The 14,021-nt window shown below is 71.9% G+C and carries 12 protein-coding genes; 10 read left to right on the plus strand and 2 right to left on the minus strand.

Features of this window, described 5'->3' with window-relative positions; translation table 11 throughout:
• The first annotated feature begins 33 nt into the window (after positions 1 to 33).
• The 5 genes from IEZ04_RS22565 to mutM all read left to right on the plus strand — a co-directional run bounded on the left by IEZ04_RS22565 (position 34) and on the right by mutM (position 4,494).
• Entirely contained in the window at positions 34 to 1,140 is a 1,107-nt protein-coding gene (locus tag IEZ04_RS22565) for a F0F1 ATP synthase subunit B (protein ID WP_189218771.1), read from the plus strand.
• 253 nt (positions 1,141 to 1,393) lie between these two features.
• Positions 1,394 to 2,047: a YceD family protein gene (locus tag IEZ04_RS22570; RefSeq protein WP_189218772.1), complete on the plus strand. Its 654-nt coding sequence runs from the start codon at positions 1,394 to 1,396 to the stop codon at positions 2,045 to 2,047.
• A 2-nt stretch (positions 2,048 to 2,049) separates the two neighbouring features.
• Complete coding sequence (rpmF, locus tag IEZ04_RS22575; protein ID WP_003951102.1) at positions 2,050 to 2,223, plus strand: 50S ribosomal protein L32; 174 nt, start codon at positions 2,050 to 2,052, stop codon at positions 2,221 to 2,223.
• 19 nt (positions 2,224 to 2,242) lie between these two features.
• The gene (rnc, locus tag IEZ04_RS22580; RefSeq protein WP_189218773.1) at positions 2,243 to 3,049 is read left to right on the plus strand and encodes a ribonuclease III; all 807 of its coding nucleotides are present in this window, start codon (positions 2,243 to 2,245) and stop codon (positions 3,047 to 3,049) included.
• 584 nt (positions 3,050 to 3,633) lie between these two features.
• On the plus strand, positions 3,634 to 4,494 hold the full coding sequence (gene mutM, locus IEZ04_RS22585) for a bifunctional DNA-formamidopyrimidine glycosylase/DNA-(apurinic or apyrimidinic site) lyase (protein WP_189218774.1): 861 nt from the start codon (positions 3,634 to 3,636) through the stop codon (positions 4,492 to 4,494).
• On the opposite strand, the gene IEZ04_RS22590 is transcribed toward mutM, so the two are convergent.
• Both IEZ04_RS22590 and IEZ04_RS22595 read right to left on the minus strand, forming a co-directional pair.
• Entirely contained in the window at positions 4,467 to 4,901 is a 435-nt protein-coding gene (locus IEZ04_RS22590; RefSeq protein ID WP_189218775.1) for a winged helix-turn-helix transcriptional regulator, read from the minus strand. The genes mutM and IEZ04_RS22590 overlap by 28 nt on opposite strands.
• Before the next feature lie 116 nt (positions 4,902 to 5,017).
• Complete coding sequence (locus IEZ04_RS22595) at positions 5,018 to 6,016, minus strand: CAP domain-containing protein (RefSeq protein WP_189218776.1); 999 nt, start codon at positions 6,014 to 6,016, stop codon at positions 5,018 to 5,020.
• 150 nt (positions 6,017 to 6,166) lie between these two features.
• Here IEZ04_RS22595 and IEZ04_RS22600 point away from each other — a divergent pair, with 150 nt between their 5' ends.
• The 5 genes from IEZ04_RS22600 (at position 6,167) to ftsY (ending at position 13,975) form a co-directional block, all read left to right on the plus strand.
• On the plus strand, positions 6,167 to 6,448 hold the full coding sequence (locus tag IEZ04_RS22600; RefSeq protein ID WP_189218777.1) for an acylphosphatase: 282 nt from the start codon (positions 6,167 to 6,169) through the stop codon (positions 6,446 to 6,448).
• A 377-nt stretch (positions 6,449 to 6,825) separates the two neighbouring features.
• Positions 6,826 to 7,029, plus strand: a complete 204-nt coding sequence (locus tag IEZ04_RS22605; protein ID WP_189218778.1) for a hypothetical protein — start codon at positions 6,826 to 6,828, stop codon at positions 7,027 to 7,029.
• Positions 7,030 to 7,299: 270 nt separating this feature from the next.
• Positions 7,300 to 10,866 (plus strand): chromosome segregation protein SMC, encoded by a 3,567-nt coding sequence (gene smc, locus IEZ04_RS22610; RefSeq protein WP_189218779.1) that lies wholly within the window; start codon positions 7,300 to 7,302, stop codon positions 10,864 to 10,866.
• Between the two features lie 283 nt (positions 10,867 to 11,149).
• Positions 11,150 to 12,568: a sugar porter family MFS transporter gene (locus IEZ04_RS22615; protein WP_189218780.1), complete on the plus strand. Its 1,419-nt coding sequence runs from the start codon at positions 11,150 to 11,152 to the stop codon at positions 12,566 to 12,568.
• A 207-nt stretch (positions 12,569 to 12,775) separates the two neighbouring features.
• A complete protein-coding gene (gene ftsY / locus IEZ04_RS22620; protein WP_189218781.1) occupies positions 12,776 to 13,975 on the plus strand; it encodes a signal recognition particle-docking protein FtsY in 1,200 nt (399 codons plus the stop codon).
• Positions 13,976 to 14,021 lie beyond the last annotated feature (46 nt).

A 14,021-nucleotide genomic window follows, 5' to 3' on the forward strand; every position in this document is an offset into this window, starting at 1 on the left:
CTCCAACACACTGCAGAGAGTGGCGAGCACACGGTGGACGTGCAGAAGAAGCTCGACGAGATCGTCGCGACGGTCTCCGGCGCCCGGGCCATGCCCATGTCGGCCTCGTGCGTGATCAACCGCGCGGACCTGCTCGCGCTGCTCGAAGAGCTTCGGGCGGCGCTTCCCGGGTCCCTCGCGGAGGCCCGGGAGCTGATCGGCGACCGCGACCAGATGGTCGAGCAGGCCCGCCAGGAGGCGGAGCGGATCATCGAGGGCGCGCACGCCCAGCGCGGCTCCCTGATCTCCGACACCGAGGTCGCCCGCCGCTCCCAGGCCGAGGCCGACCGCATCCTCGCCGAGGCCCGCCAGGAGGCCGAGGAGATCCGCGCGGAGGCCGACGACTACGTCGACTCCAAGCTCGCCAACTTCGAGGTCGTCCTCACCAAGACCCTCGGCTCGGTCGGCCGGGGCCGCGAGAAGCTCCTCGGCACCGGCCCGGGCACGGACGGGGACGGGTACCTGGCCCCCGAGGACGACGACGCCCCCGAGCGCAGCCACGACCCGGAGACCCTGCGCCGCGACGCCGACGCCTACGTCGACGCCAAGCTCGGCGCCTTCGAGGCGGTCCTCGCCAAGACCCTGGAAGCCGTCGGCAGGGGCCGCGAGAAGCTGCACGGCCGCATCGCCACCGACGACCTGGGCGCCCTCGCGCTGCACGACGACGGCGCGCAGAAGCGGCACACCAGCGACGCGGACTACCTGGCGGACCTCGCCGCGCTCGCCGACGCCCCCGAGCGCACGCGGACCCAGCAGCCCTCCCCGGCCCCGGCGGCCGCGGAGATCCCGGCCCAGCCGCAGTACGACCAGCACCAGCACCAGCAGGACGCCTACGCGTACCAGCAGCAGGACCCCTACGGCTACCAGCAGCAGTACGCCGGCCAGCAGGACCCGTACGGCTACCAGCAGGCCGACCCGTACGCCGCCTACCCGCAGCAGCCCGCGTACGACCCGAACCAGGCCCCGCAGACCCCGCAGGGGGATCAGGGGCACCAGGGCCGGCAGCAGGGATACGCGCTCGACGAGACGAGCCTGTTCGACACCAGCATGATCAGCGCGGAGCAGCTGCGCCAGTACGAGCAGGGCCGCGGCGGCCACTGACGGCCGGGCGGGGCCCGGGCCGACCGCGGCCGCTGTCCGGCGGGTGCCCACCGGTTTGGGCCGGAGCCGAATGGTCCAGTATCCTGTCTCTTCGGTCGCGCGTACGTTCACGTGGTCTGCGCTGTCTGCTCATGCCGACGCTTTCCGCAAGGACGCCCAGGACGCCCAGGACACCGAAGGCGTCCGCGACCGACCGCCGCCCGGGACACCGGGGTGGCGTATTCTCCCCGAGCCGCGAAGACCGAAAGCAGGAATGGCCCTGAACGCCCGCCTCGACCACCGGAACCCCCTCGTGTTCGACACGCACGAGCTGGGGCGGCGTCCTGGTGCGCTGCAGCGCCTGACCCGTACGGTCGACGCACCCAAGGACCTCGGTATCCAAGGGGTCGTCGGGGTGCCGGAAGGCGCCCCGGTGGAGCTCGAGCTCCGCCTCGAGTCGGTCATGGAAGGGGTGCTTGTCACAGGCACCGCCCGTGCACGGGCCGAGGGGGAGTGCGTAAGGTGTCTGGAGCCGCTCGGGCTGGAGCTCGAAGCGGACTTCCAGGAGATGTTCTCGTACCCTGACGCCGACGACCGGGGCCGCGTGAAGGCGGAACCGGCCGACGACGCCGGGGAATCCGCAGAAAACGAGGACAGGCTCTTTCTCGAGGACGGCCTGTTCGACCTCGAACCCGTGCTGCGTGATGCGGTGGTGCTCGCACTGCCGATGCAGCCGGTGTGCCAGGACGACTGCCCCGGCCTGTGCTCCCAGTGCGGAGCCAGGCTCGCGGACGACCCGGACCACCACCACGACGCCGTCGACATCCGTTGGGCGGCACTGCAGGGACTCGCCGGTTCACTCGAAGACGGCGAGAAGGACGAGATGAGCGGCGCCGAGTCGGGCGTCGACGAGAAGCAGGAGAAGTAGCCGTGGCTGTTCCGAAGCGGAAGATGTCGCGCAGCAACACGCGCCACCGCCGGTCGCAGTGGAAGGCTGCGGTCCCCACCCTGGTTGCGTGCGAGCGCTGCCACGAGCCCAAGCAGCAGCACATCGCGTGCCCGTCGTGCGGCACCTACAACAAGCGCCAGGTCCTCGAGGTCTGAGTGGCCGGTGAGAGGTCTGATGTCTGACGCCAAGGCGGACTCCAGCGCCAGGAAGAGGGCGGACAACACAGCCTCGTCCCACACGATTCTGGAAGGGCGGCTCGGCTACCAGGTCGAGTCCGCCCTTCTGGTGCGTGCGCTGACCCACCGTTCGTACGCGTACGAGAACGGCGGCCTGCCCACCAACGAGCGCCTGGAGTTCCTCGGGGACTCCGTGCTCGGCCTGGTGGTCACGGACACGCTGTACCGCACCCACCCCGACCTGCCCGAGGGCCAGCTGGCCAAGCTGCGGGCCGCGGTGGTCAACTCGCGGGCGCTGGCGGAGGTGGGCCGCGGGCTCGACCTCGGCTCCTTCATCCGGCTCGGCCGGGGCGAGGAGGGCACGGGAGGCCGGGACAAGGCTTCGATCCTCGCCGACACCCTGGAAGCGGTGATCGGCGCGGTCTATCTCGACCAGGGCCTCGACGCGGCGTCCGAACTGGTGCACCGCCTGTTCGACCCGCTGATCGAGAAGTCCTCGAACCTCGGTGCCGGCCTGGACTGGAAGACCAGTCTCCAGGAGCTCACCGCGACCGAGGGGCTCGGCGTCCCCGAGTACCTGGTCACGGAGACCGGCCCCGACCACGAGAAGACCTTTACTGCTGCCGCCCGCGTCGGAGGCGTCTCGTACGGCACCGGCACCGGCCGCAGCAAGAAGGAAGCAGAGCAGCAGGCGGCCGAGTCCGCCTGGCGCGCGATCCGCTCCGCGGCGGACGAGCGCGCGAAGGCGGCCGCGGAGGCCGTCGGCGAGGACCCCGAGGACAGCGTGGACGCCGCCTCGGCCTGATGCCGGACTTCCTGGAACCCCCGCCCGACCACGGTCCGGCGGGGGTTCCCGCATGGCGGGGACCCCCGGCCGGGCCGGCGGAGAAGTGGAACAGGGACGGCCGGACGAACGGACCGAGGCACTCGCGCGGCACGGGCCCCACGGCCGACGGCACGGGGCACGCCCCGTCCGGGACGGCCGGGGCGGAGGCTGCGCGGGCAGGCGACCACGGCACACGAGGCCGCCGCCGACGCCGCAGGGCGCGCCCCGGCGGCGGGGTGGGGAGGTTGCGGCGGCCGGTCCGTGCCGGGCGGCTGCGGCGGCGTGCGACCGTGGCGTAGGAGCTTCCCGCGACGGCCGTACGACCTGCCCCGGCCGGGCGGGCGGCCCGGGCGGCCGGGACGCCTTGGACGACCGGGGCGACCGGGGCGACCGGACGACCGGGACGACCGGGACGACCGGGCGACCGGGACGACCGGGCGACCGGGGCGACCGGGGCAACCGGGGCAACCGGGGCGACCGGGGCGACCGGGGCGACCGACGAGGCGACCCCAGCGGCGCGCTACCCTGCGAGTACCCCGCCCCCCACCTGCCCGAGGAGTTCCGTGCCCGAGTTGCCCGAGGTCGAGGTCGTACGGCGCGGACTGGCACGCTGGGTGGCTCATCGGACCGTGGACGACGTCGAGGTCCTGCATCCGCGCGCGATCCGCCGTCACCTCGCCGGCGCCGAGGACTTCGCGCACCGGCTCGGGGGCCGCCGTATCGGCGAGCCCAGCCGGCGCGGCAAGTACCTGTGGCTGCCGGTCGAGGACTCCGGCATCGCCGTCCTCGCCCACCTCGGCATGAGCGGTCAGCTGCTGGTGCAGCCGAACGGCGCGCCCGACGAGAAGCACCTGCGTATCCGCGCGCGCTTCGCGGACGCCCTGGGCACCGAGCTCCGCTTCGTGGACCAGCGCACCTTCGGCGGCCTGTCGCTGCACGACACGACCCCCGACGGGCTGCTCGACGTGATCGCTCACATCGCACGCGACCCGCTCGACCCGCTCTTCGACGAGGAGGCGTTCCACCGGGCGCTGCGCCGCAAGCGGACCACCATCAAGCGGGCCCTGCTGGACCAGTCCCTGATCAGCGGCGTCGGCAACATCTACGCGGACGAGGCGCTGTGGCGCGCGCGCATCCACTACGAGCGCCCGACCGCCGGTTTCACCCGGCCACGCACCCTGGAACTCCTCGGCCACGTCCGGGACGTGATGAACGCGGCCCTCTCCGCGGGCGGCACCAGCTTCGACAGCCTGTACGTGAACGTCAACGGCGAGTCGGGGTACTTCGACCGTTCCCTCGACGCGTACGGGCGTGAGGGGCTGCCCTGCCGGAGGTGCGCCACACCGATGCGGCGGCGCGCCTGGATGAACCGGTCCAGCTACTACTGCCCGCGCTGTCAGCGGGCGCCGCGCGCCTCGTCGTAACGCTCCCGCGCCGCCAGCACGTCGTCCATGCGGTCCTGCACGCAGCGAATGAGGGACAGCAGGCGCTCGGCGACCTCCTGGCCCAGCGGGGTCAGCGTGTAGTCGACGCGGGGCGGGTTGGTGGGCCGGGCCTCACGGTGCACCAGGCCGTCACGCTCCAGGGCGTGCAGCGTCTGGGAGAGCATCTTCTCGCTGACGCCGTCGACGCGGCGGCGCAGCGCGTTGAACCGGAGCGAGCCCTCGTGCAGCGCGCCCAGCGTCAGGGCGCCCCAGCGCCCGGTCACGTGCTCCAGGGTGCCGCGGGAGGGGCAGCTCCTGGCGAACACGTCGAACGGGAGTGAGTCGGCGCCGTCCTCCGCGCCCTGTGCGTCCTGTGGACGAGGGAGCGCCCGAGCTGTGGTGTCCATGGAACGAGAGTACTGCGGCACAGCGCTCACCAGGAGATTGCGCTAACTGTCGGTGAGTGCTGTATCCGTCGGTGAGCGCTGGGCCCGCGGTGCCGCGCCGGATGCCAGCGCGGCGGTCAGTACCCGAAGTCCTGCGTCCACCACGGCCCGCCCTCGCCGAGGTGCACGCCGACGCCGAGGGTCGTGAAGTCGCAGTTCAGTATGTTGGCGCGGTGACCGGGGCTGTTCATCCAGGCCTCCATCACCGCCTCGGGCGTGGCCTGCCCGCGGGCGATGTTCTCGCCGCCCAGGTCGGCGATGCCGAGAACGGCCGCCCGGTCCCACGGGCTCGCGCCGTCGGGGTCGGTGTGGTCGAAGAAGCCGCGCGCGGCCATGTCCTCGCTGAAGGCCGAGGCCAGTTGCGACAGGGCGCTGTTCGCCGCCACCGGGCGGCAGCCCGCAGCGGCACGCTCCTTGTTGACCAGTGCGAGCACCTGCGCCGCGGCCTGCGCTTCGGAGGAGGTGTCGGCCGGGGCGGTCCGCTCCGGCTCGGCCGGCTTCTCCGTCGCCTTCTCGGAGGGCTTCTCGGTCGCCTCGGTCCGCTCCGGCTCCTTGGTCTCCGCCGGGGCCTTCGACGACGGCTCCTCGGACGGCTCCGTCGAGGGGGTGGTCTCCGCGGGGGACGAGGGGGAGGCGGAGGGCGAGGCCTCGCGCTGGTTGTCGCGGCTGCTGGCGGAGCCGTCCTCACGGTCGGCCGCGGCGTCCCGCGAACCGCCCTGCTGCGTCTCCAGGGACGACGGCGAGTTGGCCGGCTGGACCGTGTTGTCGGTGCTGCCGCCGCCGGTGACCGTGGTGGAGCCGCCGCCGGGCAGGACTCCGGTGGTCACCGCGACGGTGCCGAGGGCGACGGCCGCGGAGACGCCGAGCAGACCGGTGCGCACGGGCGTCACGGTCCTCTTCTGCTTGCGGTGCGAACGGCGTCCGGGTGGCGCGTCGGCCTCCGCCTCCAGGACGGCGGCGAAGCCGTACAGGTTCTCCGGGCCGTAGTGCTCCGTGGGGGCGTCGTGGGTGTGCGGGGCTCCGGTGGCGCGGCCCGTGGCGGCGCGGCCGGCGGCGGAGCGTCGGTGGCGTCCCATGTCCTGGCCTTCCTCGACCTTACGGTCAGCGTCTTCACTGAACTCACACGAATGAGTGAGTTTCATATGAGATTCATTGCGTCCGGACGGTACAGCATGGCGTCCGGGGAGGAAGTGCTCATCGTGACATCGGCCCGTTACCGTGCAGCCATGAACGAGGATGCACGGCTGGTCGCCTGGGTGCGCGGACATGTACAAGGAGTGGGTTTCCGCTGGTTCACGCGGGCCAGGGCGCTGGAGCTCGGCGGCCTGAGTGGTTTTGCTCTCAATCTGGCGGACGGCCGCGTCCAGGTGGTCGCGGAAGGGGCGCGCGAGCGGTGCGAGGAACTGCTCGACTGGCTGCGCGGAGACGACACGCCCGGGCGCGTGGACGGTGTCACCGAGATATGGGACACACCCCGCGGGGGGTACGACGGCTTCGCCATCCGGTGATCGTCGGCGGTGCGGCCGACGGGGCGCGGGGGGCGGAGCGCGCCGTCGGCATCCTCCAGAAGTGAAAAGGTCCTGGTGGTTGCCAAGGAGCGCCTGTCGTGGCAGGCTCCGCGATAGCCGACGATCTCCCCGCCTCCCGGGGCCCGTGGAAGCCGCAGCGCCGCTCGTCCCCGCCGTGTGCGCCGGGTCGCCCGCCAACGCGGGGCGTGATCGTGTTGACCGTCAAACTTTTTGGTGAGACGCTGAAAGCCCCGCGCACCTTAGCTGTTTGGCATGGCTCAACGGCATCAAACTGAAGAGTGCCAAGCACCACGGGTGCGATTCCCTCACGACCCACACCGCTTCGGTCGGTCACTCAGTGCGGAGGACCATCCATCATGGCAAAGGCGCTTCTCGGTTACGTCGGCGGTTCCGACCCGCGACTCCTCGCCGAGATGCGACGGCTCCAGCAGCGCGTACAGGACCTGGAAACCGAGCTCGTACGCATCCAGGCCGAGAACGACGCGCTGACGGCTGCCGCTTCTCACGACTCGCTCGTCGAAAGCATCGACGCACACCAGGCGGAGCCTGCGCTCACCTGATCACTGCATCGCACAACGACAGCAGTGGTTGGGTAGCTCGTTTCAACCGCTAAGTTGTTGTCAGATCTGCAAGGGACGCCTCTTCGGCGTCCCTTCCTCTTTGCCCCCGCGTCGTCCTCGCGCCCTCTTCCCCCTGATGTGCCCTGCACGTTCCTGAGTGAAACCGAGCGTTCATGAACTGATACCCGGCGCGCAAACGTGCGACGCGTGGTGTCCACCGCGCGCCGGAGGGCGCCGCCCCCGGAGGGGCTGAGGGTAGAGTCCGACGGCGTGCACCTCAAGGCCCTGACCCTGCGCGGGTTCAAATCGTTCGCGTCGGCGACCACGCTGCGCTTCGAGCCGGGCATCACGTGCGTCGTCGGCCCGAACGGCTCGGGCAAGTCCAACGTGGTGGACGCGCTGAGCTGGGTCATGGGCGAACAGGGCGCCAAGTCGCTGCGCGGCGGCAAGATGGAGGACGTCATCTTCGCCGGCACCACCGGGCGCCCGCCACTCGGCCGCGCCGAGGTGTCCCTGACCATCGACAACTCCGACGGGGCCCTCCCCATCGAGTACGCCGAGGTCACCATCACCCGGATCATGTTCCGGGGCGGCAGCAGCGAGTACCAGATCAACGGTGACACCTGCCGTCTCCTGGACATCCAGGAACTGCTCTCCGACTCCGGCATCGGCCGCGAGATGCACGTCATCGTCGGCCAGGGCCAGCTCGACTCCGTGCTGCACGCCGACCCCATGGGCCGCCGCGCCTTCATCGAGGAGGCCGCCGGCGTCCTCAAGCACCGCAAGCGCAAGGAGAAGGCGCTGCGCAAGCTGGACGCGATGCAGGCCAACCTCGCCCGCGTCCAGGACCTCACCGACGAACTCCGGCGCCAGCTCAAACCGCTCGGCCGGCAGGCCGCCGTCGCCCGCCGCGCCGCCGTCATCCAGGCCGACCTGCGCGACGCCCGGCTGCGCCTGCTCGCCGACGACCTCGTGACGCTCCGCCAGGCACTCCAGGCCGAGATCGCCGACGAGGCCGCGCTGAAGGAACGCAAGGAGACCGCCGAGGCGGAACTGGGCAGGGCGCTCCGGCGGGAGGCGCGGCTGGAGGACGAGGTGCGGCGGCTGGCCCCGCGCCTCAAACGGGCCCAGCAGACCTGGTACGACCTCTCCCAGCTCGCCGAACGGGTGCGCGGCACGATCTCGCTGGCCGACGCCCGCGTGCAGAGCGCCACCTCGGCGCCCCCGGAGGAACGGCGCGGACGCGACCCGGAGGACCTGGAGCGCGAGGCCGCCCGCGTCCGCGAGCAGGAGGCGGAGCTCGAGGCGATGCTGGAGGCGGCCCGGCACGCGCTGGAGGACACGGTCGCGCACCGCGCCGAGCTGGAGCGCGGCCTCGCCGCCGAGGAGCGCCGGCTGAAGGACGTGGCCCGCGCCATCGCCGACCGCCGCGAGGGACTCGCCCGCCTCAGCGGACAGGTGGGCGCCGCCCGCTCCCGCGCCGCCTCCGCCCAGGCCGAGATCGACCGCCTCGCCGCCGCCCGCGACGAGGCGCAGGAACGTGCCGTCACCGCGCAGGAGGAGTACGAGGAGCTCAAGGCCGAGGTCGACGGCCTGGACGCCGGGGAGACGGAGCTGGCCGAGCGGTACCGGGCGGCCCGGGCGGCGCTGGCCGAGGCCGAGACCGCCCTGACCGCCGCCCGTGAGGCGGCCAACGCCGCCGGGCGCGAGCGGGCCGCGACCCAGGCCCGCCACGAGGCACTCGCCCTGGGGCTGCGCCGCAAGGACGGCACCGGCGCCCTGCTCGGTGCGCGGGACCGTCTCGACGGGCTGCTCGGCCCGGCCGCCGGACTGCTGACGGTGACCCCCGGCTACGAGATTCCGCTCGCGGCGGCCCTCGGCGCGGCGGCCGACGCCGTCGCGGTGACGACCCCCGCGTCCGCCGCCGAGGCGATCCGCCTGCTGCGCAAGCAGGACGCCGGACGAGCCGCGCTGCTGCTCTCCGGGGCCCCCGACACCCCTGACGACGTATCCCCGCTCGCGCCGGTGGACGGTTCGCCCTACGCCGCCGACCTCGTGCGCGGCCCGGCGGAACTGATGCCCGCCGTACGTCGTCTGCTGCGGGGCGTCGTCGTGGTCGGTGCCCTGGAGGACGCCGAGGACCTCGTGCACGCGCGGCCCGACCTCACGGCCGTCACCGCCGAGGGCGACGTGCTCGGCGCGCACTTCGCGCACGGCGGGTCCGCCGGGGCGCCCAGCCTGCTGGAGGTACAGGCATCCGTGGACGAGGCGGCGGCCGAGCTGGAGGAGCTCGCCGTGCGCTGCGAGGAACTGACCGAGGAGCAGCACCGGGCCGACGAACTGCGCCGCGAGCGGGCCGGGCTCGTCGAGGAGCTGGGGGAGCGGCTGCGGGCGGCCGAGCGGGAGAAGTCGGGTGTGGCCCAGCGGCTCGGACGGCTCGCCGGACAGGCCCGGGGCGCCGCCGGGGAGGCCGAGCGTTCCGCGGCCGCCGCCGCCCGCGCCCAGGAGGCGCTGGCCCGGGCCGTCGCGGAGGCCGAGGAGCTGGCCGAGCGGCTCGCGGTCGCCGAGGAGATGCCGGCCGAGGAGGAACCCGACACCTCGGTACGGGACCGGCTCGCGGCCGACGGGGCGAACGCGCGGCAGACCGAGATGGAGGCGCGGCTCCAGGTACGGACGCATGAGGAGCGCGTCAAGGGGCTCGCGGGACGCGCCGACTCCCTCGACCGGGCCGCGCGCGCCGAACGCGAGGCGCGGGCGCGCGCCGAACAGCGCAGGGCGCGCCTCGCGCACGAGGCGGCCGTCGCGCGAGCCGTGGCGTCCGGCGCCCGGCAGCTGCTCGCCCACGTCGAGGTCTCCCTCGTCCGCGCGGACGAGGAGCGCACCGCCGCCGAGGCCGCCAGGACACGACGTGAACAGGAGCTCGCCCAGGCCCGGAACACCGGCCGGGACCTGAAGGCCGAACTCGACAAGCTGACCGACTCCGTGCACCGCGGCGAGGTGCTGGGGGCGGAGAAACGGCTGCGGATCGAGCAGCTGGAGACGAAGGCGCTGGAGGAGCTCGGCGTCGAGCCGGCCGGTCTGGTCGCCGAGTACGGCCCCCACCGGCCCGTACCGCCCTCACCGCCCGCCGAGGGCGAGGCACTGCCCGAGGATCCGGACCATCCGCGCAACCGGCCGAGGCCGTTCGTCCGCGCCGAGCAGGAGAAGCGGCTCAAGGCCGCGGAGCGGGCCTACCAGCAGCTCGGCAAGGTCAATCCGCTCGCGCTGGAGGAGTTCGCCGCGCTGGAGGAGCGCCACCAGTTCCTCAGCGAGCAGCTGGCGGACCTGAAGAAGACGCGCGCCGATCTGCTCCAGGTCGTGAAGGAGGTCGACGAGCGTGTCGAGCAGGTCTTCACCGAGGCGTACCGGGATACCGCACGGGAGTTCGAGGGTGTGTTCGGGCGGCTGTTCCCGGGCGGCGAGGGACGCCTCGTCCTCACCGACCCCGACCACATGCTGACCACGGGCGTGGACGTGGAGGCGCGGCCTCCGGGCAAGAAGGTCAAGCGGCTGTCGCTGCTGTCCGGCGGTGAGCGGTCGCTGACCGCCGTAGCGCTGCTCGTGTCGATCTTCAAGGCGCGGCCCAGCCCGTTCTACGTGATGGACGAGGTCGAGGCGGCGCTCGACGACACCAACCTGCAGCGGCTTATCCGGATCATGCAGGAGCTGCAGGAGGCGTCGCAGCTGATCGTCATCACGCACCAGAAGCGCACGATGGAGGTCGCCGACGCGCTGTACGGCGTCTCCATGCAGGGCGACGGGGTGTCGAAGGTCATCAGCCAGCGGCTGCGCCGATGACCTTCCTGGCCTTGTGCGTGGTTGCGCCCGTGTTTCAGGGGCACACGGGGCTGTCGAGAGCTGCATAGCCTCCTTCTCTTCAAGAGTTGAACACAAACACTTCATCCTTCGTCTCGATAGTCACATCGATCACTACTTGACTTCGAAACTTGAAGGCATAGTCTCTGCAACGTTGCTTTTACCTTCAGGTGTCCGCCATCGTGCCCCCACTGAGTCGCCACGCTGTCGCCACCGAAGGGCTCATTTCACATCGGCGACGTTGCCGGTGGCCCGAGGAGTTCACGTGACCAGCACAGCGCAGGCACCCCAGTCAGGAGCCCGGGGCGCACACCCCGAACATCTCTCCCACGTCATCTTCATCGCGGCGGCGGCCGCGATGGGCGGTTTCCTCTTCGGTTACGACAGCTCCGTGATCAACGGCGCTGTCGAGGCCATCCGGGACCGTTACGACATCGGCTCCGCGGCGCTGGCCCAGGTCGTCGCCATCGCGCTGATCGGCTCCGCCATCGGCGCGGCCACCGCGGGCCGTATCGCCGACCGCATCGGCCGCATCCGCTGCATGCAGATCGCCGCCGTGCTGTTCACCGTCAGCGCCGTCGGCTCGGCGCTGCCCTTCGCCCTGTGGGACCTCGCGATGTGGCGGATCGTCGGCGGCTTCGCCATCGGCATGGCCTCCGTGATCGGCCCCGCCTACATCGCCGAGGTGGCGCCCGCCGCGTACCGCGGCCGGCTCGGCTCCTTCCAGCAGGCCGCGATCGTCATCGGCATCGCCGTCTCGCAGCTGGTCAACTGGGGCATCCTGCACGCCGCCGACGGCGACCAGCGCGGCAAGCTGCTGGGCATCGAGGCATGGCAGGTCATGCTCGGCGTCATGGTGGTTCCCGCCGTCCTGTACGGGCTGCTCTCCTTCGCGATCCCCGAGTCGCCGCGTTACCTGATCTCCGCCGGCAAGACCCAGCGCGCCCGTGAGGTGCTCACCGAGGTCGAGGGCAAGGACATCGACACGGACGCCCGGATCGCCGAGATCGAGAGCCACATGAGGAGCGAGCACAAGCCCAGCTTCAAGGACCTGCTCGGCGGCACCTTCTTCTTCAAGCCGATCGTCTGGATCGGCATCGGCCTGTCGGTGTTCCAGCAGTTCGTCGGCATCAACGTCGCGTTCTACTACTCGTCGACGCTGTGGCAGTCGGTGGGCGTCGACCCGACGGACTCCTTCCTCTACTCGTTCACGACGTCGATCATCAACATCGTCGGCACCGTGATCGCGATGATCTTCGTGGACCGCATCGGCCGCAAGCCGCTCGCGATCATCGGTTCGGTCGGCATGGTGATCGGCCTCGCCCTGGAGGCCTGGGCGTTCAGCTACGACCTGGTCGACGGCAAGCTGCCCGCCACCCAGGGCTGGATCGCCCTGGTCGCCGCCCACGTGTTCGTCCTCTTCTTCGCCCTGTCCTGGGGTGTGGTCGTCTGGGTCATGCTCGGCGAGATGTTCCCGAACCGGCTCCGCGCGGCCGCCCTGGGCGTGGCCGCCTCCGCGCAGTGGATCGCCAACTGGGCCATCACGGCGAGCTTCCCGTCGCTGGCCGACTGGAACCTCTCCGTCACCTACGTGATCTACACGGTCTTCGCCGCGCTCTCCATCCCCTTCGTCCTCAAGCTGGTGAAGGAGACGAAGGGCAAGGCACTGGAGGAAATGGGCTGACCGCCCTCCCGATCCCGGGGAGACGGGCCAAGTCCCCGCTGCCCCTCTCCTCGCTCCGTCCGCCGCCCCGCCCCGGTCCACCCCGGGCCGGGGCGGCGGTCTCGTACCTGGTACGCAGGGGAGGCTCCCCGGTCCCTCCTCCCGGGCCCGTGCCCGTGCGCGTACAACGAACTGCCGAGCGGGGGGTCGCGCCATACTGGGGCTGTTATGGAAATCGTCATCCTTGCTGTAGTCATCGCCGTGGTCGTGATCGGCGCGCTCGGCGGGCTCGTCGTCGGCAGCCGCAGAAAGAAGCAGCTGCCCCCGCCGCCGCCCGCGACGCCCGACATCACCGCCCCTCCGGCCGAGCCGCACGTCGGCGAAGAGGCCGAGACGCCGCGCGACGAAGCGCGCAGAACCATCGAGGAGGTGGATCTCCCGGACGCGACGGCGACGGCGCCCGTCACCGTCGAGGAGCCGCCCGCCCCGGTCATCGAGATCCCCGAACCGACCGCCGGCCGTCTGGTACGGCTGCGCGCCCGGCTCTCCCGGTCGCAGAACGCGCTCGGCAAGGGTCTGCTCACGCTGCTCTCCCGCGAGCACCTCGACGAGGACACCTGGGAGGAGATCGAGGACACCCTCCTCACCGCCGACGTCGGCGTGCAGCCCACCCAGGAACTGGTCGAGCGGCTGCGCGAGCGCGTGAAGGTGCTCGGCACCCGTACGCCCGAGGAACTGCGCGGACTGCTCCGCGAGGAACTGCTGACCCTGGTCGGCACCGACTCGGACCGCGCCGTGCGCACCGAGCCCGAGACCGGCGGGCCGGGCATCGTGATGGTCGTCGGCGTCAACGGCACCGGCAAGACCACCACCACCGGCAAGCTCGCCCGGGTCCTCGTGGCCGACGGCCGCAGCGTCGTGCTCGGCGCCGCCGACACCTTCCGCGCCGCCGCCGCCGACCAGCTCCAGACCTGGGGCGAGCGCGTCGGCGCCCACACCGTACGGGGCCCCGAGGGCGGCGACCCCGCCTCCGTCGCCTTCGACGCGGTCAAGGAGGGCAAGGAGATCGGCGCCGACGTCGTCCTCATCGACACGGCGGGCCGGCTGCACACCAAGACCGGCCTCATGGACGAGCTCGGCAAGGTCAAGCGGGTCGTGGAGAAGCACGCCCCGCTGGACGAGGTGCTGCTCGTGCTCGACGCCACCACCGGGCAGAACGGCCTCATCCAGGCCCGCGTCTTCGCCGAGGTCGTCGACATCACCGGCATCGTGCTCACCAAGCTCGACGGCACCGCCAAGGGCGGCATCGTGGTCGCCGTGCAGCGCGAGCTGGGCGTGCCGGTCAAGCTGGTGGGTCTCGGCGAGGGCGCCGACGACCTGGCGCCGTTCGAGCCGGAAGCGTTCGTGGATGCGCTTATCGGGGACTGATCACCGGTACGACCACCGGTGCGCACGAAGAGGCGCCCGCCCCCGG

Origin of the sequence: Streptomyces ruber, from assembly GCF_014648075.1 — a bacterium.
GTDB classification, from domain to species: domain Bacteria; phylum Actinomycetota; class Actinomycetes; order Streptomycetales; family Streptomycetaceae; genus Streptomyces; species Streptomyces ruber.

Coding starts and splice junctions, on each gene's coding strand:
- IEZ04_RS22570 (WP_189218772.1), top strand. CDS start 1,394: ATGGCCCTGAACGCCCGCCTCGACCACCGGAACCCCCTCGTGTTCGAC.
- rnc (WP_189218773.1), top strand. CDS start 2,243: ATGTCTGACGCCAAGGCGGACTCCAGCGCCAGGAAGAGGGCGGACAAC.
- IEZ04_RS22590 (WP_189218775.1), bottom strand. CDS start 4,901: ATGGACACCACAGCTCGGGCGCTCCCTCGTCCACAGGACGCACAGGGC.
- IEZ04_RS22595 (WP_189218776.1), bottom strand. CDS start 6,016: ATGGGACGCCACCGACGCTCCGCCGCCGGCCGCGCCGCCACGGGCCGC.
- IEZ04_RS22600 (WP_189218777.1), top strand. CDS start 6,167: ATGAACGAGGATGCACGGCTGGTCGCCTGGGTGCGCGGACATGTACAA.
- IEZ04_RS22605 (WP_189218778.1), top strand. CDS start 6,826: ATGGCAAAGGCGCTTCTCGGTTACGTCGGCGGTTCCGACCCGCGACTC.
- ftsY (WP_189218781.1), top strand. CDS start 12,776: ATGGAAATCGTCATCCTTGCTGTAGTCATCGCCGTGGTCGTGATCGGC.